Annotated in this window: 24 protein-coding genes and 1 pseudogene; 4 read left to right on the top strand and 21 right to left on the bottom strand. The window is 46.8% G+C overall.

Going from position 1 to position 26,052, the window contains the following annotated elements; translation table 11 throughout:
• Positions 1-73: 73 nt before the first annotated feature.
• Both ABID47_RS07050 and ABID47_RS07045 read right to left on the bottom strand, forming a co-directional pair.
• Positions 74-1,564 (bottom strand): alpha/beta hydrolase family protein, encoded by a 1,491-nt coding sequence (locus ABID47_RS07050; protein ID WP_354495448.1) that lies wholly within the window; start codon positions 1,562-1,564, stop codon positions 74-76.
• Between the two features lie 252 nt (positions 1,565-1,816).
• Positions 1,817-2,239: a hypothetical protein gene (locus ABID47_RS07045; protein WP_354495447.1), complete on the bottom strand. Its 423-nt coding sequence runs from the start codon at positions 2,237-2,239 to the stop codon at positions 1,817-1,819.
• Positions 2,240-2,595: 356 nt separating this feature from the next.
• Here ABID47_RS07045 and ABID47_RS07040 point away from each other — a divergent pair, with 356 nt between their 5' ends.
• Entirely contained in the window at positions 2,596-3,951 is a 1,356-nt protein-coding gene (locus tag ABID47_RS07040) for an MFS transporter (protein WP_354495446.1), read from the top strand.
• 263 nt (positions 3,952-4,214) lie between these two features.
• Here ABID47_RS07040 and ABID47_RS07035 read toward each other — a convergent pair whose 3' ends face one another.
• The 11 genes and pseudogenes from ABID47_RS07035 to ABID47_RS06990 all read right to left on the bottom strand — a co-directional run bounded on the left by ABID47_RS07035 (position 4,215) and on the right by ABID47_RS06990 (position 12,988).
• Positions 4,215-4,757, bottom strand: coding sequence for an SDR family oxidoreductase (locus ABID47_RS07035; RefSeq protein ID WP_354495445.1), 543 nt, complete (start codon positions 4,755-4,757; stop codon positions 4,215-4,217).
• A 126-nt stretch (positions 4,758-4,883) separates the two neighbouring features.
• Complete coding sequence (locus tag ABID47_RS07030) at positions 4,884-5,408, bottom strand: GNAT family N-acetyltransferase (protein ID WP_354495444.1); 525 nt, start codon at positions 5,406-5,408, stop codon at positions 4,884-4,886.
• A 259-nt stretch (positions 5,409-5,667) separates the two neighbouring features.
• A complete protein-coding gene (locus ABID47_RS07025; RefSeq protein WP_354495443.1) occupies positions 5,668-6,546 on the bottom strand; it encodes an SDR family oxidoreductase in 879 nt (292 codons plus the stop codon).
• Positions 6,547-6,580: 34 nt separating this feature from the next.
• A complete protein-coding gene (locus ABID47_RS07020; protein WP_354495442.1) occupies positions 6,581-7,564 on the bottom strand; it encodes an aldo/keto reductase in 984 nt (327 codons plus the stop codon).
• 78 nt (positions 7,565-7,642) lie between these two features.
• Positions 7,643-8,101, bottom strand: a complete 459-nt coding sequence (locus ABID47_RS07015) for a MarR family winged helix-turn-helix transcriptional regulator (RefSeq protein WP_354495441.1) — start codon at positions 8,099-8,101, stop codon at positions 7,643-7,645.
• Positions 8,102-8,386: 285 nt separating this feature from the next.
• Positions 8,387-9,265 (bottom strand): EamA family transporter RarD, encoded by an 879-nt coding sequence (rarD, locus tag ABID47_RS07010; protein WP_354495751.1) that lies wholly within the window; start codon positions 9,263-9,265, stop codon positions 8,387-8,389.
• A gap of 93 nt (positions 9,266-9,358) precedes the next feature.
• A pseudogene (locus ABID47_RS33575) lies at positions 9,359-9,433 on the bottom strand (helix-turn-helix domain-containing protein); the annotation flags it as partial.
• 1 nt (position 9,434) lies between these two features.
• Complete coding sequence (locus tag ABID47_RS07005; protein ID WP_354495440.1) at positions 9,435-9,917, bottom strand: DUF2975 domain-containing protein; 483 nt, start codon at positions 9,915-9,917, stop codon at positions 9,435-9,437.
• Positions 9,918-10,138: 221 nt separating this feature from the next.
• On the bottom strand, positions 10,139-10,438 hold the full coding sequence (locus tag ABID47_RS07000; protein ID WP_354495439.1) for an IDEAL domain-containing protein: 300 nt from the start codon (positions 10,436-10,438) through the stop codon (positions 10,139-10,141).
• A gap of 222 nt (positions 10,439-10,660) precedes the next feature.
• Entirely contained in the window at positions 10,661-10,909 is a 249-nt protein-coding gene (locus tag ABID47_RS06995) for a hypothetical protein (protein WP_354495438.1), read from the bottom strand.
• 150 nt (positions 10,910-11,059) lie between these two features.
• A complete protein-coding gene (locus ABID47_RS06990; protein WP_354495437.1) occupies positions 11,060-12,988 on the bottom strand; it encodes a glutaminase domain-containing protein in 1,929 nt (642 codons plus the stop codon).
• Between the two features lie 96 nt (positions 12,989-13,084).
• On the opposite strand from ABID47_RS06990, the gene ABID47_RS06985 reads away from it, so the two are divergent.
• Entirely contained in the window at positions 13,085-13,891 is an 807-nt protein-coding gene (locus ABID47_RS06985) for an AraC family transcriptional regulator (protein ID WP_354495436.1), read from the top strand.
• A gap of 55 nt (positions 13,892-13,946) precedes the next feature.
• Here the strand turns inward: ABID47_RS06985 and ABID47_RS06980 are convergent, their stop codons facing one another.
• The 3 genes from ABID47_RS06980 to ABID47_RS06970 form a co-directional block, all read right to left on the bottom strand.
• Complete coding sequence (locus ABID47_RS06980) at positions 13,947-14,714, bottom strand: alpha/beta fold hydrolase (RefSeq protein ID WP_354495435.1); 768 nt, start codon at positions 14,712-14,714, stop codon at positions 13,947-13,949.
• Between the two features lie 390 nt (positions 14,715-15,104).
• A complete protein-coding gene (locus tag ABID47_RS06975) occupies positions 15,105-15,980 on the bottom strand; it encodes a CPBP family glutamic-type intramembrane protease (protein ID WP_354495434.1) in 876 nt (291 codons plus the stop codon).
• 191 nt (positions 15,981-16,171) lie between these two features.
• Complete coding sequence (locus tag ABID47_RS06970; protein ID WP_354495433.1) at positions 16,172-17,077, bottom strand: ketopantoate reductase family protein; 906 nt, start codon at positions 17,075-17,077, stop codon at positions 16,172-16,174.
• 139 nt (positions 17,078-17,216) lie between these two features.
• On the opposite strand from ABID47_RS06970, the gene ABID47_RS06965 reads away from it, so the two are divergent.
• The gene (locus tag ABID47_RS06965; RefSeq protein ID WP_354495432.1) at positions 17,217-17,768 is read left to right on the top strand and encodes a TetR/AcrR family transcriptional regulator; all 552 of its coding nucleotides are present in this window, start codon (positions 17,217-17,219) and stop codon (positions 17,766-17,768) included.
• A gap of 98 nt (positions 17,769-17,866) precedes the next feature.
• Entirely contained in the window at positions 17,867-18,283 is a 417-nt protein-coding gene (locus tag ABID47_RS06960) for a VOC family protein (RefSeq protein WP_354495431.1), read from the top strand.
• Between the two features lie 79 nt (positions 18,284-18,362).
• Here ABID47_RS06960 and ABID47_RS06955 read toward each other — a convergent pair whose 3' ends face one another.
• The 5 genes from ABID47_RS06955 to ABID47_RS06935 all read right to left on the bottom strand — a co-directional run bounded on the left by ABID47_RS06955 (position 18,363) and on the right by ABID47_RS06935 (position 25,990).
• The gene (locus ABID47_RS06955) at positions 18,363-18,788 is read right to left on the bottom strand and encodes an SRPBCC family protein (RefSeq protein ID WP_354495430.1); all 426 of its coding nucleotides are present in this window, start codon (positions 18,786-18,788) and stop codon (positions 18,363-18,365) included.
• A gap of 75 nt (positions 18,789-18,863) precedes the next feature.
• Positions 18,864-19,820: a sigma-70 family RNA polymerase sigma factor gene (locus ABID47_RS06950; protein ID WP_354495429.1), complete on the bottom strand. Its 957-nt coding sequence runs from the start codon at positions 19,818-19,820 to the stop codon at positions 18,864-18,866.
• Between the two features lie 338 nt (positions 19,821-20,158).
• Positions 20,159-21,043, bottom strand: coding sequence for a copper amine oxidase N-terminal domain-containing protein (locus tag ABID47_RS06945; protein WP_354495428.1), 885 nt, complete (start codon positions 21,041-21,043; stop codon positions 20,159-20,161).
• A 56-nt stretch (positions 21,044-21,099) separates the two neighbouring features.
• A complete protein-coding gene (locus ABID47_RS06940; RefSeq protein ID WP_251676111.1) occupies positions 21,100-21,498 on the bottom strand; it encodes a DUF4362 domain-containing protein in 399 nt (132 codons plus the stop codon).
• A gap of 331 nt (positions 21,499-21,829) precedes the next feature.
• The gene (locus ABID47_RS06935) at positions 21,830-25,990 is read right to left on the bottom strand and encodes an S-layer homology domain-containing protein (RefSeq protein WP_354495427.1); all 4,161 of its coding nucleotides are present in this window, start codon (positions 25,988-25,990) and stop codon (positions 21,830-21,832) included.
• Between the last annotated feature and the right edge of the window lie 62 nt (positions 25,991-26,052).

Raw genomic sequence — 26,052 nt, 5'->3', positions numbered from 1 at the left:
CCTAGAGGGATTTCCCTTCTTCGTATTATTTAGGATGCCATTCTCCTCGTTATAAATTTTACTGGTTTCATTATCACATCCGGTTCACCTCCGGAAAGCGGCTATCCTCTCCTTTCATTAAGGATCCGCCTTGATTTTTCAGATACATATCGAAGAAATCCAGCATATAGGCATTGATAACGGTGTTCGCTCTTTCCGGCGCCATTTTCCCTGTAATGCCCAGGATCTTAAAAATCGGAGAAATGAACTGTATGTCCGTAAAATTCAAATGCTCCGTATTCTCGATATAGAGGACTTGTCCCCCCTCATCGACCGTTTCGCGCATCCGTTCAAGCTCCACCTTTTTATCCGCCGCTACTTGATCCTCCCACTCTCTTGTTGACCCCATACGTTTAAGCTCTTCATCCGAGTAGACTTGGTTATTCTTCACCCTTGTTAATTGTTCGAAATAGCTTTCCGAGTTGATGAATAAAAAAGGCTTTCGCAGCCCCTCTTTGTCACGCAGACGATAAAGCCCTCCATCAAGGTCTATTCCCACCGCAATGCGCGGATCGTAAGCAGCATCATAGGCCGTCGCTCCGCCGATGGAATGACCGAACACTCCGACATGATCGAGATCAATCCTCCCATGTAGTTGACTTGGAATCTGCCCAGATTGGATGAGCTCGAATTGGTCCAGCACAAAAGCCACATCGTCGGTTAACACTTTTCCCAACTTGTCGCGACTCTCTCTTTCCGTCGCGTAATCATGGTCGGGCGAGAATAAATGGTCGGTTGTGCTAGTCGTGATTCGACCGTCCGGAAACTCGGTTGCAATTGTATTGAAGGTGTGGTCGATCACGGCTACGATATATCCGTGACTCGCGAGATTTTCGGCTTGCGACGTGTGGAGGAACCTGGAAGAGCCGTTGCCGGGATTCGCAAGGATCAGCGGGTATGATGTCTGTGCCGATGAGATTTCAGCCCCCGAATAGGCATGACTGGATACAAACTTCAGGTGTTGAAATGTAAACCCGGGAAGGCCATAGTTCGCAGCCATATAACGTAAAATCGGGGTATCAGGAATAAAGGGAGCGTATTTACCAGTACCTGCTTGAGCTGGATACCATACCTGAACCATCAACTCTCTCTTACGATCTCTGGTTTCGTCGAAAATCTCTTCCCTTTTTGTATCCACGAGATGAAGTGTTTGAGTACCCACCTTAAAATTGCCTGTCGGCTCAGGTAGTTTAAACACCGGGAAAGCATACATGAGACCCGCTGTGATGACCAGCATGATCACTATTGCGGTATAAACTGAACCCAACATGAATCGAGGGATTTTTCTGGGGCCTTTTTTATTAAAATAGCGATAACCTGAAATGGCTAAATATATGATCGTAATACCATATGAGAATAGGAGCTGAACTCTGTATCCTTCCACCGTCCAATGAATGACCAGTAAAAGTGTGGCGATCCCGCTTACAACGAATACTGGAACTTTACGCCGTTCTTTTTTCAATAGGACTGTTAAGGCAAATAAGCCGATATTCGACAACAAAAGCAACAGTTCAAACAGCCTCATCTCGATTCCTCCTTATAGAAAATCGCGGTTTTCGTTTGCTCCAATGTTATCCTGCGAGGCTGGCCTAAGCTATCGACTTTCCTTACATCTCCCTTTCAATTTAGTAAGACGCTAACTTCTAAGCAATCATCCATACAAAACAAAAAAAGCCCCGATGATGAGTCGGGGTCAGTGTAAAAGCCCTGAATGTAAAGTGGTGCTTGTTTTTCCTGCTTTTTGCTACGACTGCTCGTTCGCTTCATCTCATATCATCTAAACTATAATAGCACGGTACCCGGTTTTCTTACCTTTTGTAACTGCCTCAATATAGCCGTCAAAATAATATGGAATCTCATCCTCATTACCGTTCTGGATTCTGCCTTTAACTTTATCAAATGCAAATATAGAAATTGAATAATCAGGCTCACCGGTAACCAAAACAGGTTGTTCTCTATCCTGTACCCAATAGTACTGGCCTCCATAATTCCTTCTTGCCACTTCAAAGATGTAACTTCCAGCCATAGATGAAACAGAATTCAATGCGTCGTTATCTAGTTTGTAATCACGTAATTCTTCGAGAATATCGTCTAGTATCCGTAGACTTTGAATACTAAAATCAAAATGACCCCGATCCGAAAAATTTTCCGCAAAGCTCTCCGCTGTTGAAATGATGTCTTGTTCTAGTCGATTTTTCATAAACTCTATTATCTTTTCCTCCTTGTTCACTCTGCTTCAAAAATATGGGCAGATAATCTTAGATGATGTATTTCGAGAAAGTCATCACGCTATCCTGCCCGTTAGCGTAACTCCTGCTGTGCAGATCTAGCGATGTAACTCCGTCAACAGGAACATCAACTTATCCCTGGCACAAAAACGCTTATGTCGTTTGAGCGGTTATGATATAATTGAACTGTTTTTTTACATTTTTTCTAATTTGGAGGCGTAGCGTATCATGCGGCAATACAATTTAGCAAGGGTACAACATTTAGGGGAAAGCGCATCATTGACCCTATAAACTGCGATTCCCCTTCATTCAAAGGGGTTATATTCAAGTGCAACACAGAAACGAAGTTCAAGTGTCGCGATTCATCCTGTGGTTGAGCATTTTGACGTTTTTCAGTGTCATGAACGAGACCATGTTTAACGTATCGTTACCGGAAATCGCCACTTATTTCCACATCGCACCTTCAGCTGCAAATTGGACCAACACCTGCTTTTCAATTTCTTTCGCTATTGGCGTCGCTGTGTATGGCAAAATATCAGAGCACGCAGGCATTCGGAAGCTGCTATTGTTCGGTATGCTAACCTACGGTTTCGGTTCGTTACTCGGCCTGCTGGGTTATGGATGGTATCCGTGCGTGCTGGCCGCGCGTTTTTTTCAGGGAATCGGGGCATCGGCCATTCCGTCGCTCATTATGGTGATGATCGTCAAGGTTGTTCAAGCGGAAAATCAGGGCAAAGCTTTCGGCCTGATTGGCTCAGTCGTTGCCTTTGGCGAGGGACTCGGCCCGGTCATCGGAGGCACGGTTTCCGGCTACATGCATTGGTCGCTGTTGTTTGCGCTGCCGCTGCTGTCGCTTCTGGCCCTGCCGTTCGTACTTCGAACGCTGCCTGACGAGCCGACAGAGGGAAAAGCATTTGATATAACTGGAGCGATCTTGTTGTCTTCAGGCATTTTGTCTTTTGCGCTGTTTATGACGCTGCTTCATTGGATCTACTTGACTACAACTATTGTTTTGTTTGCGCTTCTTGCTTGTCATATTCGTCGGCACCGGGAGCCGTTCTTGGAACCGTTCCTGTTCCGGAAGAAAAGGTACCTTTCGGCCGTGCTTACAGGCGCACTGCTTCTCGGCACAGTCGCAGGCTTTATTTCCATGGTGCCTTATCTGATGAGTTCAGTGTACAATATGCCGACGCGCCTCATCGGAAGCGCAATATTGTTCCCAGGCACTCTGAGCGTCATTCTGTTCGGGGTGCTTGGCGGGATGCTTGCTGACCGCCGCGGTCATATAGCTGCGATGCTGACCGGATTGTGCATGATTAGCACGGGTTTTCTAGTCGTCCTGTTCTTGACGGATCGGACACCATGGGTTATTTCAGCATCGATGATTCTGACATTTGGTGGCCTATCGTTTGTAAAAACCGCGGTTTCCGCAAGTGTCGCAAATACGCTGGAAGAAAATGAAACGGGATCCGGTATTGGCATGCTCAACTTCACCTGCTTCCTCGCGGAAGGGATCGGCATAGCCGGTGTCGGCGGACTGCTGACGAAGCCGTGGTTGAAAGCTCCGATAGTTGGGACCTTAACGAGCCAAACGGCCGCGCTGTACAGCAATATGATGCTGATTTTTATAGCGCTTAGTGTGTTTGGCGGCATACTCTTCGTTGTGCTTTATAAGCGGAATTGACAGTGATGAAGAAGAGCTCCGGGTGTTCCCGGAGCTCTTCTTGTTGTGACCCGATGTATCCCTCCAGCTTATGCTCTTGCCTGAAAGTTCATGTAACACTGAATGCTTATTTCGATTACATTCCAGGAGCCCTCTAGCTATCAATACATCGTATGGAATTAACAATTTGTGTAAGTGTAAAGCGGAGATATTTGTGAGGTAGAGCCTCTTCCGGTGGGTTTTGATGGAAGTGACTTACGTTCACCGTTCATATTTCAAGAAACTTAAACCAGAGTAGAACCGCCATCTACGACAATGATCTGACCGGTGGAATATTTCTCGCGCATTAAGTAGAGAAACGCCTCAGCGCCGTCCTCCGGTTCACCGACTCGCCCAACCGGCAATGATTTCCCAGTATGTTCATACATTGCGTTCCGTTGTTCCTCAGGAACACCATCCCACAACTCGGTACGCATAAGTCCGAAGCAAACGGCGTTGACACGAAGCGGGCTCAGCTCGACGTCCAACGCCCTGGTGAGGGACTCAACGGCGCCGCATATGCTGGCTGGGATAGTAAACCCCTTCTGTGGACGAACTCCGGCAACACCGGAAGTCAACGTGATTGACCCTCCCCGTCTGATATTTCGGCTGCCGTATTTAACGGCCATAAACGCTCCCCAGTATCGCACGTTAAACCATCGGTGCGCTGTGTCGACGTCGGTGGCGTCCAGACTTTCAACCATCAATGTATCGCCGGCAGTAAAGACCAAGTGATCGAATTCCCCGATTTCGCTGAAAAATTGACGAACTTGTTCCTCATTTGTCATAACAACCGCATATCCCTGGGTACCTTCAGGCAAACGTGAGACAGCACAGTGCCGCTGACATGCGGCTTTTAAACGTAAATTTACTTGTGTTCTTACAAAAAACCGTCATGGATTCATGAGACTGACTTATCGATTATCCAAATTATAGCAATATCCCTTTAATAGTACCCCTGAGGCTGGACTAAAATCAAGATCTTGAAAGCGAGTAAAGCCAAGACGCTCATAGAGACGAACAGCAGAATGCATTTCGTCCTTTGTGTGCAATCCTATTGCCCTCTCGCCATTAACTTGAGCACGCCGTATACATTCCTGTACAAGCAAAGCTCCTACTCCATGGCCACGCGTCGACGGATGCACGGCAAGCAATCGTAACTCAGCCCAACCAGGATTACGAACTACCCTTTCACTTGCACTAGATGTCGAATGATACAAAAGAACACAACCCACGATATTTCCGCCAGACTCAGCGACAATTCGCTCGACAGATTCTTTTATTCCAATCGTTGTCACTAATCTCCGATTATACTCTTCGCGCATTGAATCACTCATTGTTCGGGCATATTCCTCATACGCCTCTTCCACTATTGCTCTTATGATGTCTTGCTCAGATTCCACAGCATTTCGAATAAATATTTTATTGATATCAGTCATCTTTTCCTTATCTCCTTTACTAATAAAGGCATTAACCTAGTGCAAACTATATTTAGTACTGTACACGTGCATATTAACATTAGTATATACTTTGGTTTAAAAAATAGGTGGGTCAAGAATGGTTATAATTAAACCGTAATGTTCTTGTCGTCGGGTTTGACAAGAACATATATCGTTAAAACAAAAAAAGCCGCAGTTACGCGGCTATTAAGCGTATATGTTCTTGTTGTCTTACACCTATAAGCAGGTTTTAACGCAATCAACCTTGCAGTTGAGAAATCGACTCTTTCAGGACCTCTCTAAAACTTTTCGGAGGCCGGCCGATCAAATCAGCCAGAGCCGGATCGACTTGTGCGAAGTCGCCCTGACGGCTTGCCAGAAACATCCCCATCCGCATATTTATACTCGCTTCCGGCACGCCTTGAGCCATCATGCGGTCTCGAAATTCTTCGTCCGACACAACGATTCGGCGGATGGTTCGCCCCAAGACCTCGGAAGCGATTGACGCAATCCCTTCCATGTCAATGGCCTCGGATCCCGTAAGATTGGGGGTTATGCCATCCAGTTTCTGCTCGCTGATGATTGCCGCCGCAGCCTCGGCCAAATCGGAGTGGGCTGTCCAGGCAACCGGACCATCCTCAGGTGCGATCAGTTCCCCTGTTTTTATGGCTCCACCGATCAACAGGAGTGCCGATGCGGCGTAGTAGCCATTACGGAGCGATGTGAAGGCCATACCTGAAGCTTTCAGCAGTTTTTCCGTAGCCGCATGATGAATCATAGGGGCGAAGTGTGATGTTGGGGAAGAACCTATATGACTTGTGTATAGCACCCGAGTAACTCCTGCCCTCTTTGCCGTGTCAATCGCGGTTTGATGCTGCTGAATGCCATGCGGGATGTCAGCCTCGCCCATGATGCCGGACGAAACGATAAGAACCTGTGACGCCCCCTCAAAAGCGTGGTACAGACTCTCGGCATCGTCGTAGTCTCCCCGACGGACACGAACTCCACGTTCCCGAAGCTCTTGTGCTTGATTCGGATCACGGACGCTGACACCGATCTCCTCAGCAGGTACACGCTGGAGTAGTTGTTCTACTACGGCCCGCCCCAATTTCCCATTGGCTCCGGTAACGATAATCATAACAAACAACATCCTTTCATTTGTATGACCGTGTTTAAACGCGAACAGTCTTCCCGTTTCTAAATTGCATATTGGGAAACGAAGCGCCGGCAATCTCCTGTTCTGGTATTGCATCTTCTATTTCCCTGATATCTTCTTCGGTCAATTGAATATCGAGTGATTGCAAAGCTTCTTGAAGATGAACCGGCGATACGGTACCGATAAGCGGTATGATATCTTCGCCTTTGGATAATATCCATGCAAACGCCAGTTGGGATAACGTCATTTGTTTGTTTACGGCGATCTCTTCTAGTTTTTTGGCCAGGGCAACGTTCTTTCCTATATTCTCTTCAAAAAACAACGGAACATAGCCGCCCTTGCTCTTTTCGATCCGCTCATCTGTCCAATGGCCGGCAAGAAGACCATGAGCCAATGCTCCAAAAACAACTACGCCGATGCCCAATTCCCTTGCAGTTGGCAAAAGTTCTTTCTCGATACTTCGGTTAAAAAGCGAGTATTCGACTTCCACCCAGCTGATCGGATGCGTGGCATGCGCTCTTCTCAACGTCTCTGCGTCAACCTGGCTGACTCCAATCTGTCTGACATAGCCGGCCTTAACCAAATCGGAAATAGCGCCGATCGTTTCTTCTACAGGAATATCCAGATCAATTCTTGCGGGCTGATACAGATCAATATAGTCAAGATTGAGTCGTGTGAGCGAATAGGCAAGATAGTTTTTAACATGATGGGGGGAAACATCCAGTCCGTACAAGGAGCCGCTCGGCGTATTCATTGCTCCGAACTTCAGCGATATAAAATAGTCATCCCTTTTGTACCCCTTGAGCGCTTCGGCGATGACCATCTCGCTTCGGCCGGCACCGTAAAAGTCCCCTGTGTTGAGATGATTGATTCCGCTCTCAAAAGCGGTATGAATGGCAGCAACGCCTGCACTTTTGACAGCTACATTGACATTTGACATATGGCCGCAGCCGAGTCCGATTCTGGATAACCCTAGTCCGTTTGGTTGATCATTAATCATGGAAACCTCCTGAGCTTTAAAATAAAATCGTGTAGCCGTCTACATATTTGTTTAAAAAAATAATCAAATGTGGTAAATTCATCCATTCGGCGGCAGTTTTTCGACGTTTTCAAATGCACGGGTCAGCAAAGAAACAAACATAGCTTTTTCGGCATCCGACATCCCTTGTGTGATCAATTCTTCAGATTTCGAGAAGGCATCACTCCTCTCGTTAAGAAATTGTTTGGCTTTATCTGTTATGTCAATACGAAGGTTGCGTCCATCCTTAGGGTTGCTACTTCGCGTGATAAATCCGGACTTTTCCAAACCGTTCAATAAATTCGTCACAGACGGACCGCTTAAAGCCATTGTTTTTTCAAGATACTTTCGATTGATCTCTATATGCTCCTCAATGGATTGATGAATATGCGAGAGAAGAATCGCTTGCGAGCTATTCAAGCCATGGTCCTTCAGAAGCTGGTCGATGATTTCCCGGACCCGTTGTGCAATAACTTTGATGTATAGGCTATAGGGGTACATATCGAAAAAGCTTGGCATAGGTTTCTCCTTTCATTTATGTAGATGACTACACTATATATGGGGTAGTTATTTTTGTCAATAACTCGTATGTATTGTACGCCACTGCCCTCATTCCTGCTCTCCTGCAGGGCCTCTTTAACCTTTTATTCACTGAATTTTTCGCAGTTACTTAGGATAACGTTCACCGCACATGAACCTTAAACTATCCTGCCCGTTAGTTTAACCCCGAACAGAAAACAGCCATCTCCCCCCAACGGACGGAAATGGCTGATATAACGGTACCGGGTAGACGTTTTGCCGCCGTCAGCGCGCCTTCGCGAGTTTCGTGCCGCGAACCGATGCCGTAGCATATACGACAAGCGCTGTCCAGATGAGCGCAAAGCCGATGAGAAGAACCGGCGAGACCGATTCCTTGAACACGAATACGCTCAGTAACAGCATGATCGTCGGCCCGATATATTGTACGAAGCCGAGTGTGGACAGCGCCATCCGGGCTGCCGCTCGCGCAAAGAAAAGCAGCGGTAGCGCGGTTACCACGCCGGAAAGAAGCAGTTCGACGAATGTGGACATAGGCAGCGTCCATGCCGTCGTTTTTCCCACGGCGGCCAAATAGATCCAGTAGCCAAGCGCAACGGGCAGGACTACAGCCGTCTCCGACAGCAAGCCTACAGAAGCGTCTTGTCCGATCTTCTTCTTCGCGAGGCCGTACAAGCCAAACGTCGCGGCCAGTGAGATTGAGATCCATGGGAACCGTCCGTAGTCGATGGCGATGATGAGAACCGCGGCGGCAGCGATGGCAATCGCGAGCCATTGACCACGGTTTGGCTTCTCACGAAGGAAGACAACCGCAAGCAGCACGTTCACCAACGGGTTCAAATAATAGCCGAGACTTGTCTCAACAACATGGTCGTTGTTGACCGCCCAGATGAAGATGAGCCAATTGGCAGCGATCAGCAGTCCGCTAGTGGTAAGCGACAGCAGGAGCGAGCGGCTAGCCGCAATCCGCTTTATGTCACCCCAGCGACGCTGGGCTGCGACGAAAATTCCCATAAAGACGAACGACCAGACAACCCGATGTGACAGTATCTCGCCTGCCGGCACATTATTAAACAACTTCCAATAAAGCGGGAGAACCCCCCACATAATATACGCGATAATAGCATTAACCAACCCGTTGTTCATCATCACTTTCCCTCTCCTTACTCCGATGTCTTAACGGATTATACGCCTCGATCATCGTTTTAGTAAAGGGATTAATATTTTAGCCCAAATCCCCGAAAGCTCGGTTACGCTCATTTTTCGTTTTACTAACATCACATCAATAGTAAAAATAATCGCCATATGCTCCACATCAGACCGTTAAATCATTTTCTGATTTAATAGTAATAGCTTCTTGTAAAAGTCTTTGGAGAACAGCAGCAAAAACGGCGATCACCATAGAAGCGAAAATAATGACCCATCCCATCGGTATGAAACTTGGAGGGTCAACTCTCCTTCCCATGAGATAGTAGAGTGGCATACCTAACAGGTACAGGGTACTGATTGTGATGACACAGTATCTTATACTTTTTAATGCTTTTACCGATAATTCCGAGAACGCTTGGTTCTTATCGATATAGCTTAAAAGTTTAAAGGCATGATACAGAGCAAAGTAAAAAGGAATCGCTGCTGCGTACATATCCATTAAAACGAGAGATTTCATATAAGCTATTTTGGGATACAATTCTCCAGCAAAATTCCCGATCTTAGGCACTAAAAATATGCACAATGCGAGAACTGGTATTCCAATCATAATAACAACCATCTTCAAAAAGAGTGTTGTTCCTCGTTTCATAAGTGCACCTCACTTATTTAATGTCAGTTTTTACTTTGCCACAAAATTTATTGTTTTACAATAAATTAATATCGTTATATATAAAAATAAAGAGCATTTCTTATTACAAAGAAATGCTCTTCCTTTAAAATGTTAAATTGACAACTCGTTCAACAAAACTGTCCGTTAGCTTAACGACTGCAGCCCAGATATAGTATCGGTTTAACACCAGGCCTGCTCATTCACGACCTCAACGATACATTTTGATCCGTTAACCGCTTCCATAACGATAGTTCGTGTGTCCACTTCTCAAACCATTCTTTATCTTTCCAATCCAAGGAGAGATCTATAAGTTCCGGTAAATCGTCCATACATATTACAGCGTCGTTATTCCAAGAAACCCGATCCGTAGAAACTTCGATAATTCCCAAATCATGTGGAATTGTGGCTTGAACCAAAACCGTGGATTCCCGCATCAGCAACAAAAAGCCGGTTACCTTCTGCCCTCTGTAGCAGGCAAATACCCAATCTCCTTCGGTCATAATCCCATCAGCCTCCAATGAGTCTGTTACTTAGAATTAAAGGATCGCCTTTGTTTATGTTTATGCTTCATGTCATCAAATTAGAAAAAAGCGCCTGAATATTCCTAGTTACCTTTGGTTAGCGTCTGGTCAGTTTATATTATTGGATCGCGGATCATCATGTTCGCTGTAACCTTCACCTGTATTCATTGAGCTATCGGTTCCCCTTTAGCTTAATGTAATCTAACTCAAATAAACGTTTTCACCATTGGCCTTCTTGGCACGCATGGTGATTTTACCTAAACACTGTTTTGGATTCGAATACCCATTTTCAACTTCACCAAATAACTTGGTTAATAATGACTCAAGCTCACCTAGGGTTGTTTCTTTTGGTAGCTTGAAAACACGTGCTATTTCCGTACTCTGATAAGCCTCTTCTGTACCTTGAACTTCCACTTTCCCAAATGCCCTCACTTCAATTTCAACTTTCATGAAGCACACCTCCATAATTATTTCTCTCATCATCCAGGCATGCAATTTCAGCTGATATCTACCTTGTCCTCTGAAGACAGTAAATCCCCCTTCAGAATAAATACTCAAAGGGGGATTTGACTATTTCGCTATTCTAATGCAAGTCGTTGACTACGATTGAAGCTTGCAAATCTCCTTATCCATAAGAAGCTTGATAAATAACCCGCCTTGTACCGATCTGTTCTGGAAACCAACCATCTTCGCGTCCGTCGTCTGGAACCAATCGGTCATCGGAACGCGGCTCTCCGATTGATCGTAAGCGAGCCATAACCGATCGACGATCGTATTGAAATCATCCTTGTCTTCGCAGAGCGCGGCACTCCACACGATCCAATCGGATTTGGTGTAGGTGTTGCGATTGTCCAGCATAAGGCCGTAGGCACCCGAATGCTTCTCGATATAGGCTTGCGTCTCTGCCTTGAACGTATCTTCAGGGAATAAGTTCAGGCCGAAGATTTTATCCCAGATGGCATTATACTTCATGCTAAAAGAGCCGGGGCGATCGAACGCCAGACGGAACGTACCGTCATCGTTTGCAGCCATGGACTTCCATTGCTCCGCCATCGATCGGGCGAGTTCCATGAGTTCCTCTGCTTTTTCCTCGTTTCCTGCCATGCGGTTCAAGATAGAAAAGCTGGCAATACCCATAATCGCTTTAAGCGACAAGTTGCAGTTATGGGCCAAGTGCCCTGCAAAATCGTCCGTACACAGCTGGTTATCCGGATCGATGCCGTTTTGGATTAAGTACTGACACCAAGTTTCAAGATGTCCCCAGTTTTCTTGCGCAAATGAAACATCCTGCTCCGCTATCGCGACAGCCGCAGCGCATATTAACATATTGCCGCATTCTTCAACCGGCATTTGCCAGTCGGGCGTAGTTCCGTTGCTGTATACTTGCCCATTCAGAAGCGGGTAGGTGCCCACATCATGGGGAGCAAAGTCAAAATGCCAAACATCGGTTGATGCGTACTTAAATATCGGCCGAAGCATCCCTTTCACCAATTCGGGATTATATAGCAAAAATTGTGGAATGGATGGGTAAGTCACGTCAAGCGTAGCCGCACAGCCATTGCTGAAGTTCTCCTTGGAAATGAACAGAACTTCTCCATCCGGACCCGCTACGATTTTATGGGCGGCAATCGCTTGCCGGTAAGCGAGGGATACCAGGTCTGCATACTTTTCGCTTCCCGATGCCGAGGCGTCTTGATACAATTTTTCAGCAAACCGTTCGCATTTTTCATACAATGTATCATATTCTTTTAGCGCCTGCTTTATCGCCTCTTCAATCGTCTCTCCGTCTTTTCTCCAATAGGCATCCAGCTTTTCGTGAAAATATTCGATCGATTTAATATCGTCATAGCCGACTGCAAAAAGCCCTTCTGCATTCTGCTCCGTATCCAGAACAATCGATAGCCCCATGGCATGATTTACGGTTCCGTAGAGGTTTGTATCTTCGGAAGCGCTTACTGAAGCGCCGCTATGATTGGATGCTAGATAGACGTACCCCCAGTTAATTCGAAGATCATCCCCGCTTCTGGTTAACGGATGCTGAATGCTGCTTCCCACTTTGCCGCAAGTAAAACCAGGTTCGCTCAGATCCGTATACACGGTCGGAAACTCGTATTTTAAGTTTTGGCATAACTCTCCATCTACAGTGATGGCAACTGTGACGTCATGTTTTTTCCCGTCGTTCGACTCGGTTTTCACATGAATATAAGATACCGGTCTGGACATGAGCTTCAAATCATCCAACAGCAATGGAGTCGTGAACGTAACGGTTAACCGAATCTCATCACATGCAAATTTGTATTGGCTTGACAATGCATGAATATCCAATTTTGTCTGCTCCATAAGCAGGCTATCCGGCTTAACGCCCATGAAAACATATTCTTTTCCATCTACCAGCGCAGTGCCGGTCATCCGGTGTGGCTTGCCCGTCCAATGCTTGGTGTCCGATTCATTGAGCTTGTCTGCCATCGACCAGATGGAAAAATAAGGGTCAACCGTAATCAGCGGAACAGCTGGTGCACGAAGATTCATTTGGATTCCTCCCATTAATGCGTTTCTTAGTGTATAATTTATCATGTTCCAAAACGTAATTTAATAGGATTTATCATTGTAAATGTGAGGAATATCATGATGAACGAAACCATTTTCAATTTTTGGCATCTTAATGATTCCAAGCTTCCACTCAATGTGCTCATGTCGGGCATCTCTTACTGTGATAAGAATTACCGGATCGAACGCCATGGAGAAAACCTGTACTCGTTTGAATATATCATCGACGGCAGCGGCGTTCTAGAGATCAATTCCCAAACGCTGTACCCTCAGAAAAACGACGTTTACATATTGACTAAAAACAGCGACCATATCTATTATTCCAGCGAAGATCAGCCCTGGATTAAAATTTGGATTATTTTTAATGGTGATTTTGCCGAGTCTTTATTCAAACAATATCTCCCTGAAAATACGTATCTCATCAAGGAGTGCAACATTCTCTCCTATATGAATGAAATCATTAGTCTTTCGTCGGCCACACATATGGACTATCCCAGTTTTATAGACGAAGTAACCGTCCTTCTTCTTAAAATCGTATTGCGCTTAAAGAACCATTTAAAACATAAAGCTCCAACCGTATCCGAGCAGATCAAGTCGTATCTGGACGGCAATATCGAGAATAAAGTGGATTTGGACGATCTGTGTGAACAACTCGGCTATTCGAAAAATCATATGATCAAGATGTTTCGGGAAACGTACGGGATCACGCCTTACGCCTATTTTCGCAAACACAAAATTGAATTGGCCGAGCAATATTTACTGAATACCCATCTCAGCATTAACGAAATTTCAAACAAGCTGAATTTCGCCGATCAACATTATTTCTCCTCTGTCTTTAAATCCATCGCCGGTGTTTCCCCTTCAGAGTATCGGCAGATTAAATAATAAAGAATGACAGAAGCATCAGAAGCTGCTGCGGTGATGCCAGAGGTTTTACTGGTTATGGCTGGTTATGGGATAACTCGAAAAATTTCTTTAGATGACCAAGCAAAATCTGAGGTTGAGTAGAAATATACGAAACATGATCTCCAGCCACTACGATGAGGTTGGTGTGAAGCAGCTTTGCCATTTCATTGGCGTACTCTGGGCGAATAATATCTCTGTCTCCATTGACGAGCAAAACCGGCGCGGTAATTTGCTGCAGCTGCGTCGGTTCAAGAAAATCCTCTGTATTCGGATTATTCGCCATTTCTGCACCTTTGGCAATAAGTTTGAACCAGTTATCAGGATGGGGGGCTACACGTTCGTATTCTTGCCTCATCTGTAATGGAAAATCATCGGCAGATGCATGTTTTATGCCTTCGACGATATAGGGAAAATAGCCATCCATACTATAAATAGTCGAGGCTAGTGCCAGCTTGCGAACAAGGTGAGGATTAGACTTCACCAGATGCAGTGCGACTGTTCCACCAGCACTGTATCCAAACACATCCGCTTCCGTGATTCCTAATTGACTCATAAGTTCAGCGGTGTCACGACCCATTTGAGCAAAACTTAAGGGGCGGTTAATGTCTGCGGTATGACCATGGCCTTGCTGTTCAATTAAAACTACCTGGCGGTGAAGAGCCAACTCCGGTATTATGGGATCGAACATGCTGGCAGTCGCAAACTGGCCATGGAGTAAAATTAGTGGTTTACCACTTCCATGGATTTCATAATACATATTTAGTCCATTTACTTTCTTGTAACCACATTTTTTTCCCCTCATGCTTAAGCCTCCTTGCGTTGTATTTGTACGATAGTCCATTCAAGTTTCGACCTTCGGACGACTGGTATTTTTAATAGTATCACAGCAAATATTTCTAAGTTCTTTTGGATTGCTATCTTCCATGTTCGGCATGTCATTCTCGTAATTGAGAATCCTTATCAACCACGGTTAACCATACATGTTCTTGTCTTTTTCGGCAAACGATTTATGTTTCTTGTCGTCTTGCAATTTCTTACACGGCTTGCTTTTGAGTATTTTTTGGTTTTTTTTAAAAGTTAATAACCTCTACTAACCTTGAGAAAAATTAAAAAACTTATTAAGAGGCATTGAATTAAGTTCTTAATAAGGCCCCCTGTTACAGAACAACTAATTCTGAACAGATCCTACCTTTTACTGTTTTCGTATTACTCGACTCATCCGTTGCCGCAAATGGAATAACCCTACGACGAAAATCCCACCCAGAATAACCATCCCAAATAAGATGAAAAGATTACCTGTTTCCTCATATCGTTCAGTGTATGTGACCAAATGAGGGTCACTCTGAGTGACAACGAATCTTGAAATTTCCAAGTAACCTAGATGAAATCCAATGGAAGTCCATAAGGAACCGGTTATATTGCGCAGTAATTGTAATGCTGTTCCAAAAGCAAACAATAAGATGACATAGTCTGTGTTAATGTCAACACCCGGCTCCATACCTGTCATTTGTTGTAAGAAGTTGACCGTGACTGGCACACCTATGAACAGAAGAACTTGCCCAACATAAGCACCAACATAATGGAACTTAGTTCGCAATCCATTATAGACCAAGCCACGCATGGTCAATTCCTCAGGCAATGCTTCATACAAAAATGCCATACCTGTATTGCCAGCTACCGCAATTACAAATTGAAATGAAAAATGCCACGCCACGATGTCGATCCATTCGAATTGTATAGCCAATAAAAAACCGCAAGCAGCTAGAACTACCCGAAAACCAACTCCAATCAACAGTTGAACCATACCAGCTTTAGTCAACGGAAGCAGCGCTTGCCCAATAGAGTACCGGCTTCGGATCCAATGTACTGCTGTAATAACAATTATAGAGACAAGAGCGCATTTGGTTATGGCTGCTGCCCAATCCGGTCCCCCTACTTTCTCTATGATATGTACAGTCCAAGTAGCTGTAAACAACCCAATTACCATGGATGCCCAACTCAGCAATGCAACCAATAACCCTTTTCTAAGATGCGTGACCTCTTCGGCCTTTTTTATTATGATATTCATATATTACGATCCCTCCTCCTTGATAGCATAAACCCTTCCGTATAGGTTAGGGTCAAGATGTGAAGGAGGAATTCCTTAGCCGTAGGATTTAACACTTTACAGTTCATATTTCGGTTAATTGTGATACAGTTTTGCGCGTATTATAGTCTTAGACTGCCGCTGTAGTTGTTTTACTGAACATGTATTTCCGATTAGATATCATTTTGACTTAAAAATTTCTTTAAATCATGACTCAGCTGCACAATCTCATTGTTAGCACGAATCGCATAGTTCGGTAACATCATATCGCGAACCATTTTAGTTCGTAGCCATGTCATAAAGAACAAATCCAACAATAAGTTTGGAAATTTAAGCACCATTTTAAGCATGGGTGGATCTATTGAAACGCCAGCTTTTTGTATGGCCCTTAGATACGCTTTTAAAGTGACTGTTATTTGGCGTGCCGTTGTTCTGGTTTTGGCTGTTTTTTTGTCAGTTATTTTATCTTCAGAATGCAAAACGCTCAGCATGGCAATGTCGGATACGGAATGTGTGATGAGATACGCTTGCATATCCTTTTTAATAACGTAAGGAAGCTTTGCTGTTTTAAATAATTTCGCGAGGTTTTCGATGCGTTCTGTCACTTCACCATTCACTTCTCCAAATGCAGTTGCCGTTATAATCTTTGGTAGAAATCGGGCATGCAGTACTCCATCTTTCATCTGACCGCCGAAGCCGGGAAAAGCGGGTAAAAGCCGATCCCCTACAATATCCAGCCACGAAGAAAACCCAATTGAATTACTAGTCATCGTAACGATATTTTTGCTTTGATTATCTTTTAGCGCTAACAACGCTGATTCGGACCGGTCATAACGAACGGTGACGAAAATAAAATCGTAGATATCGTCATTTTCGAGCGTATCAATGACCTTCACTTGTATCGATTGAACGGAACCTTTTTCTTTATACTGCAGGCCATTTTCGCTTAATGATTTAAATCTATTAGAATGGGCATACAGCGTAACGTCAAACCCTGCTTCAATAAGCTTCATTGCGTACATGCTCCCGATGACACCTGCACCGAAAATTAAAATTCTGTCTTGTTTTGCGAAAACCACCCCTACTTATTCACATTTCCTTTGGATTATCAGACAACGTGTTGTATGATGTGATCATAAATCTTTAGTATTCCTTGATCAACCATCAGTATTTTAGGATTTGTCGGATAATATTTCTATTGGCTAGTAGGAGGGTAACATGAAAAAGCAACCTCAAATAACGGAGAAAACAAGACAAACGTTTATAGAAGTGTTTTGTGAGTTATATAGCCAAAAGCCGATTGAGAAAATTTCGGTTCAGGAAATTGCGAAAAAGTCAGGATATAACCGCAGCACCTTTTATCAATACTTTACTGACATTTACGAATTGTTAGACTCTGTTGAAAATGACTTATTGAATGACATGAAAAAAGAATTGGCGAATCAAGAGCTATCGATGCATACGTTTCAAGATACGCTCTATTGTCTGGACAAAAGAGAACATCTCCTTGTTCTTAATGCCCTTTTAGGAGATTATGGAAGCGCCCGTTTTATAAAACGCTTAAAAAAAGAAATCACTTTGGGGCAATTAGAATTAAACGTTCCGCAAAACCATGCCTTAACGCCATACTTCATTGAGTTTTACCTAACAACTTCCCTTTCTCTATTTCGGCTTTGGATCCAGCGGCAAAAGGATTTATCGTCAGAACAATTTTTCAAGCTAGTGGAGAACCTGTATTCAAGCGGGATTACGCCCTTTTTTAAAAAATGAGTCTGTCTTCAGACCGATGAATTCCCGGATCGGCTGTCGTCTATATAAACGAAGGCATAAATGAACACAAACTAATTTGACGAAGAGGTGTTTTGAAAATGGCATTAATGTCCGCATTCACGAGCTTCAACCTGCCTGTAAAAAACGTAGCACAATCGAAAGCGTTCTTCACCGGACTCGGATTCGATCTCAACCCACAATTCCCCGAAAACGAGAATTCGGTAGCCATCGTGATCGGCGACAATCTGCAGGTCATGCTGATCAATCAAGCATTTTTTAATACGCTCACGGAGAAGGAAACCGTCGATACGAGCAAGTATGCGCAAATGACGATCGCGCTGGCCTTCGAGAGCCGGGAAAAGGTCGATGAAATCGTGAATACTGCGGTCTCCTTGGGCGGGAAATTGCACGCTGAACCTGAAGATCATGGGACCATGTATCATTGGGGCTTCGTGGACTTGGACGGCCATCTGTGGGCCATCAACTACATGAACATGGATGCGGCACAAGGTTAAGACTAACGGGGAGCATGCTCATACCAGGGTTTAAAAAGAAAGACGCCAGGCATCTTCCCCGGCGTCTTCTTCGCGATAATTAGTTTTGTTCGGTATAGGCTTTGAAATTGCCCATAATCGCTTGCCAGCCTGCTTGCTGGAACTCGACGGGATTGGAGCTTTCCGCGTCGAACGTTTCAATGACCTTCGTCTCATTCCCTTGATCGACGAAAGCAATATCTACTCTTCTTCCGTCTTCCATCGTGTAGCCGATCGCCTCATGCCGATTCACAACATCGTAGACGCCGCCAAAATCAAAGCCCATGCTGCCATCCTTCGCTTCCATCCGTGTCGAAAACTTGCCGCCAACCCGCAGATCGTTTTCCGCTCTCGGCGCATGCCAGTCCTCGGACGCTTGATTCCACTTCGTGATGTGCTCCGGCTCGGACCAATAGCGCCATACTTTCTCGACGGGGGCTTGAATGACGGTTTGTACGGTTACTTTCGTTGGTTGATTCGTTTCCATTGGATTGGACACCTCTCTCATAATATTCGTCGTTTGGTTAATCTCAATGATATAGACGAATGCCAAATACGAAATTCATCGGTCGAGTCGCTCTGGCAGCCCAAATCGCGAAAATAATTTTGTATTGATGAAGTTTTGAACGTGCAGGATTTGATTTTCTTTGGTTTCGATGACGTGGATGCCCCAGGGTACCAGGCCAGAGCCGTCTTTGTCCGGCATATACTGGGCTAACGCCGGATAACCGCCATTCACCGTAATGGGCACAAAACGCGAACCTTCGCAATGCCAGCGAGTAAGCGAATAGAAGGAGGATAAGTCTTCCTTGCCGTGGATCCACATCTCGAAGGGCGGCATCGACATGCAGCCTTCCTCGTGGAACAGCGCTACGAGCGCAGCAATATCGAATTGCTCGAAGGCCTCCACATACCGGGACAACAGCTCCTGCTCCGGTTGAACGTCCATGCTGCTGAGCTCATCCGAGCGAAGCTGCGCCCGGTCCATCGTCTCTCGGGCTCTCTGCAAGGCGCTGTTCACCGCTGCCGGTGACATCGCCAACGTTTCCGCGATCTGCTTGGAGGACCATTCAAATACATCCTTCAAAATGAGTACCGCGCGCTGCCGTGGTGGCAAGGTCTGCAGGAGGGCAATGAAGCACAGTTGAAGAGTATCTCTGCGGACGAGCCGATCCTCCGGATTGCCCCCAAAGTCGGGAGACGGCCAGATCCAGGCTGAGTCCGGCAGCGTGTCGCGAGGCTCGACGATGGCGACGGCCGGGTCGAACAGGTCAACGGGCAGCGCGCGGCGTTTGGATTGCCTCAGCTTGTCCAAGCACAGGTTGGAGGCAATCCGATAGACCCAAGTTTTGAACGAGGAATCCTGTCTGAACGTGCTCCAGCTCTGCCAGACCCGAATACTCGTCTCCTGAACGGCATCATCCGCATCGTCCATGGAGCCTAGCATTCGGTAACAGAACGAGGTTAAGCCCGGCTTCAAGCTTGCAAATAATGATTCGTCAAATACCTTCTCGTTCATCGTGTCCTCCTTTAACGATCTCCCCGAAGGGCAGTACCTTCATTATATGCAATGAAGCGGTCTAATTCATCAACGTTTCTGGGCAATCTTATGTCTAGGCATTTTTCATCCCAAGGGCTCCTAGATGATTAAAGTACCACATCTAATTGAGAGACAAACATGGCTTATCTAGGAGGCGCTTCGTACAGAAGAAGCAATCAAAGGCATCGATAAACTTGCATATCAGGAATAGTATTTAGGATGATGTCAACGTCATTGAAAATTTCACTTTGAGATGATTTGCTGGAGGATCCTTAATAATCCCTATACTCTCCAGAGTGTGACTTCCCTTCCTTATTTTATTTAGGAAGCTTTTGAATGATATCGGAATAAACGTTGACTTTTGTATTTAACTCCACCCTTTTGCCATTCTCATCGTTGTATATAGCTATTGCTGATCCCTCATATCTATTTTCTATAAACAGGACGCTACTATTGTGATAGGCCTCAAAAAGGGGATCGGTATCAAAAATAAAATTAGGGGGAATAGCCCCGGATGTTTTGGATCGATCATCATCCGCAAATTGACCAATAGCCATCGCTTTCCCGTTTTTAATTTCAACAAGAGTCGTATTGCGACCGTCCAGTAACATGTATACATCTGCTCTTCCTACAGGGAAAGAATACTCATGGTAGACCCCAGAGGAATCAAGCGGTTTAAAATCAAACTTTATAGGCAAAGAAATTGCGGCTTTACGTGCAGCTTGCAAATTCTCTTGAGTCATCTGATTCATATCAAATTTATAACTGTCGGAGTTCACAAAAACCATTTTGCGAAGGGTTTCATAGTCTACATGATAGCCCAAGGTTTCACTCACAAATCGAATAGGGACAAGCACGCGTCCATCCTGATTTTTTGCGGCCTGATCCATTTGTATCTTTTGACTTCCCTTATATGCAACCTTACTGCCTACAGTAATCTTTAAGTATTCTCCGTTTTTATTCTGTAAAGTCACTACCTTTGAAGAAGGATTCCAGCTGTAATGTATCCCTAAAGACGCTAATGAACGGATCGGAATAAACAAGCGATTATTATCCATAGTCGGGTGTACATCCATTGAAATGAATTTCCCATTAACGTTTATTTCCACAGGCCGTTTATTATAGTCCGCTGCTGCATGAGTCTGGGTGTAGCCCATAAAAGTAAAGCTAACTAGAGAAAGCAAGATGACAAATTTTCTCAAATTTTCATCCTCCTAAGTTCTTAATCATGTTGTGGCGACCCGGTGTAGTTATGTGATTATTGGCTGCCCTCCTCGGCTTCAGCCTCTATGTTCGTGAACCAGAACGTATTACTGATTTCATTATCGCATCCAGTTAGCTTGTAATGGGAGCCTAACTCTTTGTTCTTCTCGAGCTCAATTCCCCGGCACACCGTGCTCGGACGACCTGCATCGCTACCAAACCCGTCCCTCGAGTTGTCATACGTATACGTAATCGCCTCAGCCCCATCATAGACCAGCTCATAAAAGATCGGGTCACCTTCAATTGTATATTGCGTTATACGTACCTGATTCGGCACACCCTTGTCGAGATTCTCCAAAAACAGCTTCCACTTGTCGAGATTGTACATCTTCCCGTGAACGTTCACGATATCTCCATTCGCGGCTGCTTGGTCAGCACCATAAGGGTCAGACACAGCGGGGAACTCTATCGGCTTTGCTGGCGGTGAAACCGTCTCCCCCGGTACAGGAGCAGTGAAAGAACTGGTCGTATTATCGCTAGGTCTGTCCGACTTCTCATTGCAGCCCGATAGCAAAACTAATGTAGCCGCTAATATTAACACCCGTTTGATCATGAATGATCACCTCATATTTAACAACGCTATAGCGAGTATGAATGTTTCAATCAGACGCGAGTTCATTAGCTCCATGACTAATTAATTTATGAATATGGACCACATTGCAATAAAAAACAGACCGTGCCTCAGGTCTTTTTGACCTGTAAGTACGGCCTATTCTGATTCGCCTCTATTTTTCTTCTATATTACTAATGATTTTCTTGATCACCGTGACCGCTTCCGCCCGGGTCGCTTGGGCTTGAGGCTTCACTGTGCGATCAGGGTATCCCGTGAGGATCCCTCGTTCTACCGCGGACGCAACTGCATTTTTCGCCCATTGCGAGATCCGATCCCCGTCGGTGAAGGACGGTGTACCCTTCGTGTTCTCCAAATGCAAGGCATTCGCCGCCATCACCGCCATCTGCTCCCTTGTGATGGGCTGATCCGGAACGAAGGTATTACCGTCGTAACCCCGGATCATTCCATTGGCATAAGCCGTGGAGATCGCAGCCCGGGCCCAATGGTTCTCAGTATCGATGAACACTTTATCTGCCTTCGGTTTCCATTGCAGGACCGCGGTCAGAATCGAAACAAACTCTGCCCGTGTAATCGGACGGTTCGGCCGGAATGTGCCGCCCGGATACCCTTTTACAATCCCGCTTCCCGCCAGATGCTGGATCGTTTCTTCAGCCCAATGGCCCTGGATATCCGTAAATACAGCTGCAGATTCGTTGTTAACAACCGTTCGGGCGATAGCCGCGAACTTACCGAGGTGGTTGATCGTGCCGCTGACCATGCCGTTCTCGAAGTCGATTTGCGGATCCCCCAACGGCACCCATTGCCCGGTATCCTCGTTTAGCCAGCAGAGCAGAATTGGATCGCCATCCTGCCGGGTCACATCAGTGTTCAGGCGAAGCTTGACGGTCACATTAACAAGGAAATTCCCCGGCACGTCTTTCTTCATTTCAAATACTCGGCTGGTTAGACGCTCATGATCGGACAACGGGAGAGTATCCGTATCGGTTATTTGGTTAACCGTCACTTGGAAAGGGCGGTCCAATGCACAGGCGGGAAACGAGATCTCGCCGCCTTCGAACTTAACCACACCGCCTTTCAATCCGACCACGCTTGCCGCACCGCAATTCAATCCGTCCGGGTTTGTGTTTGCCGGCAATGGCGCCGAGATGCTGCTCCCCTCGCCCAGTCGGAACCGATTCGATACAGATTCCGTCGAGTTCCCCACCCGATCCGATGCTCTTACGTGCAAGTACCAATCGCCGGTCGCCCCGCTCTTCGTCAGATCGGTGCCGCTGGCAAACGGCGCCCAACCTTCCGATGGCGCGGAGAGATCCGTCGTCCAAGCATATTGAAGCGTTGAATGATCGATTCCGCTTCCGGTATCCATCGCCGTCGTCCGGGATGAAGCCGATGGGGCCACGGAATCCCTGCCGTTCGGGGAGAACGCGATGGCAGGAGGCGTTCGATCAATCTTCACCTTCAGCACGTCGGACAACTGATGACCGGCCTCATCCTCCGCTTGGAAGACGATCGCGTGGTCGCCATCCTCGGTGATTTCGATCGGGGAACTGTTCGTATAGGCTTGCGGTGATCCGTCGTCCAACGTATAGGTGAACGAGGCAATCCCGCCGGTTCCCCCCTCAGCATATACGCTGACGGTCACGCTCTGGTTCGTCCATTCCCCTTCCGTATAAGTGCCTCCGTCCGATTTTACCATCGTCGGGGTCAATGCCAACCCGCTTGAACCGATTTTAACCGTGCGCCGTTCCGCCGTTTCCATTCCCGCCGCATCTGCCGCCTTGAAATCGAGGACATGGATACCGTCGTCCTGCAATTCAATGCTAGTCGTATAAGGCGACCAAGTCTCGCCTCCATCCAACGAGTAGACAAACTCGTTAACCTCGGCTGTCCTCTCATAAACGGATGCGCTCACCGACACGGGTTGGTTTGTCCACGTTCCGTCTTGGTAATTGCTGCCGTCAGCCGTTGTCATTGTGACCTCGATATTCGGCGGCCAGGGTTGATCCGACACGCTGGGCAAAGGATTATTCGCCAGATCGATGATACTTCCCGCTTGTGAATCGTACGACAGCCTGATATCCTGGCCGCTGCGCAATGGTTCTCCCACCGTCAGCTTCATGGTCTTTGCCCCGGCCTTTATGGTATCGACCACTGTGACATCAACCCCGTCCGCTAGAACGGAGAAGCCTCCTGCAGACAGCAAGTTCACCTCTTCATCGAACGTCAGCAGGATGCTATCCGGCTGTTCGATCCGAATATTCACGACCGCCGGAGGAGCTGCGTCCCGGCCTATATTCGCCTTAATTCCTTGTAAGTAAGGATACGTTTTCCCTTCTTCAATCGTCCAGTTCCCACTGAAATCCCAGCTCTCGAAGGTCGACTTCCGCTTCAAGGACGCCGTCGTCTGACCGCCTCCATGACCTGTCGCTGCGGCATCGTAGTATCCCGAGGTTACGATGGAAGTCGGGCTGAAATCCCTCCCAACTAACCCTCCGACCTCCGAACCGGAGCCCGATACGCGTCCAGCGGCATAGGCACGGTTGATCGTGCCGACATGCCGTCCGACCAGCCCGCCGACTTCCGCTTTTCCCTCGACGGAGCCGGTTGCGTATGTATCCTCGACCAAGCTCCCCAGGTCGGCGCGGCCCACCAGTCCACCGACAGCATACGTGCCAGTGACGGCGCCTGTCGCGTAGGACTGCTTGACGACACCGGGAAGCATCTTGCCGACCAGCCCTCCGACATTGTCAATGCCGCTTACATCCGCCGATGAATAGGACAATTCGACTGTACCTCCGCCAATGTCCCCGACTAATCCGCCGCTGGAATATCCTCCGCGGACACTGCCGCCGTCCACCCCTATGCTGCGGACGAGGCCACCATCGCCGAGGTAACCGATCAAACCTACCTGTCCTGTATCAGGGCGATTAATGATCAAGCCACGGACCGCATGCCCCTGGCCGTCCAGCCTGCCGGTGAAGGCGCCGACCGGAGCGAATCCGGCTCCTGCTTCGTCGCTTGTCCCCCACATATCCGCCCGGTTATCGTCCTTGAAGAGATTGCCGAAATCGATGTTATCCGCAAGCGTATAGTTCGCCGTCGGATCCATCGCCATCAACTGAAGCTGGTGAACGTTGCTGATCGTCTGCGACCATTCCGAGCGGAGGAACGGCCGGGTCGAACCGTCAACCATGAACCAGTCCGCATCGAAGTCGAACCCTGTATAGCTCGCTTGGCTGAGGGCTTGTGCGGTAGTGAGCTTAGTCACCACGCATTCGACTCCGTAATCATCGTTGTTATAGCTGCAACCGCTGGTCTGGCCAGAAGTCTCCGAATCCCAGTAGTTATTTTCCATCATGGCGCCGTTATTGGCACCGAGTACTCCGCCGACATCGCCTGACGCAGTGGTAACGGTTCCGGAGGTATACGTCTTACCGATATGTCCGTAAACCGAGATGCCAACAAGTCCGCCGGCGACACGGTCTCCGCTGACGGAACCGATGTTGTACGATTGACTTACGTCTCCACCGTCCAGATTTCCAACGAGCCCTCCTATGTAATAGCCACGGGCCATAACTTTGCCGGAGAAATAGGACCGAGTCAAGTTTCCTCCAAACAGCAGTCCGACAAGTCCGCCTACGTCATTATCCCCCACTACGTTGCCAGTCGCGTACGACTCCGTTATCGTACTGTCGCTGCGACCCGCCAATCCCCCAACGGCACTAGTTCCGCTTACATTGCCTGTGGCGTAGGAAGAGATGATATGGCCGTAATCATAACCGACCAGCCCTCCAACCACTCCATATCCCGTGACATCGACGTTTGAATGAGCTCGCTCGACCGTCCCATTATTGTTCCCCGCCAGCGCGCCGGTAAAATTGCTGCCGATGACGGAGCCGCCTTCAATACCGAGATTCCGGACCACCCCTCCCGTGCCGATCATCCCGAACAGGCCGACACCCTGCTCGGAGGGGCGATTGATCGTCAAATTTCGAATAACGTATCCCGCTCCATCGAACTCCCCCGTGAACTGCTCGGATTTGTCACCGTTACCCCGCTCTCCGATCGGCTTCCAGCCCGCTCCGCCGTCCCAATTCGCCGTATCCGACGCATCGATATCCGCGGCAAGCCGATAGTGTGCCGACAAGTTGTTGCGCATGGCGTTGAGTTGATCCAGCCCCGTGATAATAAAGGGATCCTCCGCAGACCCGTTGCCGGCCATGTCGGTTCCCTCCGACTCCGCGTAGATGGGCATTGGAAGAATATCAAATGCCAGCAGCAGAACCATAAACCATAAGAAAACGCGCTTCATACCATCCGATCCTTTCTTTCTCTCAATCAATAGTCTTTCAAAAGAAATTATAAAAGATCCTT

Origin of the sequence: Paenibacillus favisporus, from assembly GCF_040545415.1 — a bacterium.
GTDB lineage: Bacteria > Bacillota > Bacilli > Paenibacillales > Paenibacillaceae > Paenibacillus_AQ > Paenibacillus_AQ favisporus.
Note: the sequence above shows the minus strand (reverse complement) of the source record. Positions and strands in the feature narration are given on the sequence as shown.

Excerpts from the sequence above, each read along its gene's own strand:
- ABID47_RS07050 (WP_354495448.1), bottom strand. The coding sequence starts at position 1,564 with ATGAGGCTGTTTGAACTGTTGCTTTTGTTGTCGAATATCGGCTTATTT.
- ABID47_RS07045 (WP_354495447.1), bottom strand. The coding sequence starts at position 2,239 with ATGAAAAATCGACTAGAACAAGACATCATTTCAACAGCGGAGAGCTTT.
- ABID47_RS07035 (WP_354495445.1), bottom strand. The coding sequence starts at position 4,757 with ATGACAAATGAGGAACAAGTTCGTCAATTTTTCAGCGAAATCGGGGAA.
- ABID47_RS07030 (WP_354495444.1), bottom strand. The coding sequence starts at position 5,408 with ATGACTGATATCAATAAAATATTTATTCGAAATGCTGTGGAATCTGAG.
- ABID47_RS07025 (WP_354495443.1), bottom strand. The coding sequence starts at position 6,546 with ATGATTATCGTTACCGGAGCCAATGGGAAATTGGGGCGGGCCGTAGTA.
- ABID47_RS07020 (WP_354495442.1), bottom strand. The coding sequence starts at position 7,564 with ATGATTAATGATCAACCAAACGGACTAGGGTTATCCAGAATCGGACTC.
- ABID47_RS07015 (WP_354495441.1), bottom strand. The coding sequence starts at position 8,101 with ATGCCAAGCTTTTTCGATATGTACCCCTATAGCCTATACATCAAAGTT.
- rarD (WP_354495751.1), bottom strand. The coding sequence starts at position 9,265 with ATGAACAACGGGTTGGTTAATGCTATTATCGCGTATATTATGTGGGGG.
- ABID47_RS07005 (WP_354495440.1), bottom strand. The coding sequence starts at position 9,917 with ATGAAACGAGGAACAACACTCTTTTTGAAGATGGTTGTTATTATGATT.
- ABID47_RS07000 (WP_354495439.1), bottom strand. The coding sequence starts at position 10,438 with ATGACCGAAGGAGATTGGGTATTTGCCTGCTACAGAGGGCAGAAGGTA.
- ABID47_RS06995 (WP_354495438.1), bottom strand. The coding sequence starts at position 10,909 with ATGAAAGTTGAAATTGAAGTGAGGGCATTTGGGAAAGTGGAAGTTCAA.
- ABID47_RS06990 (WP_354495437.1), bottom strand. The coding sequence starts at position 12,988 with ATGAATCTTCGTGCACCAGCTGTTCCGCTGATTACGGTTGACCCTTAT.
- ABID47_RS06985 (WP_354495436.1), top strand. The coding sequence starts at position 13,085 with ATGATGAACGAAACCATTTTCAATTTTTGGCATCTTAATGATTCCAAG.
- ABID47_RS06980 (WP_354495435.1), bottom strand. The coding sequence starts at position 14,714 with ATGAGGGGAAAAAAATGTGGTTACAAGAAAGTAAATGGACTAAATATG.
- ABID47_RS06975 (WP_354495434.1), bottom strand. The coding sequence starts at position 15,980 with ATGAATATCATAATAAAAAAGGCCGAAGAGGTCACGCATCTTAGAAAA.
- ABID47_RS06965 (WP_354495432.1), top strand. The coding sequence starts at position 17,217 with ATGAAAAAGCAACCTCAAATAACGGAGAAAACAAGACAAACGTTTATA.
- ABID47_RS06960 (WP_354495431.1), top strand. The coding sequence starts at position 17,867 with ATGGCATTAATGTCCGCATTCACGAGCTTCAACCTGCCTGTAAAAAAC.
- ABID47_RS06955 (WP_354495430.1), bottom strand. The coding sequence starts at position 18,788 with ATGGAAACGAATCAACCAACGAAAGTAACCGTACAAACCGTCATTCAA.
- ABID47_RS06950 (WP_354495429.1), bottom strand. The coding sequence starts at position 19,820 with ATGAACGAGAAGGTATTTGACGAATCATTATTTGCAAGCTTGAAGCCG.
- ABID47_RS06935 (WP_354495427.1), bottom strand. The coding sequence starts at position 25,990 with ATGAAGCGCGTTTTCTTATGGTTTATGGTTCTGCTGCTGGCATTTGAT.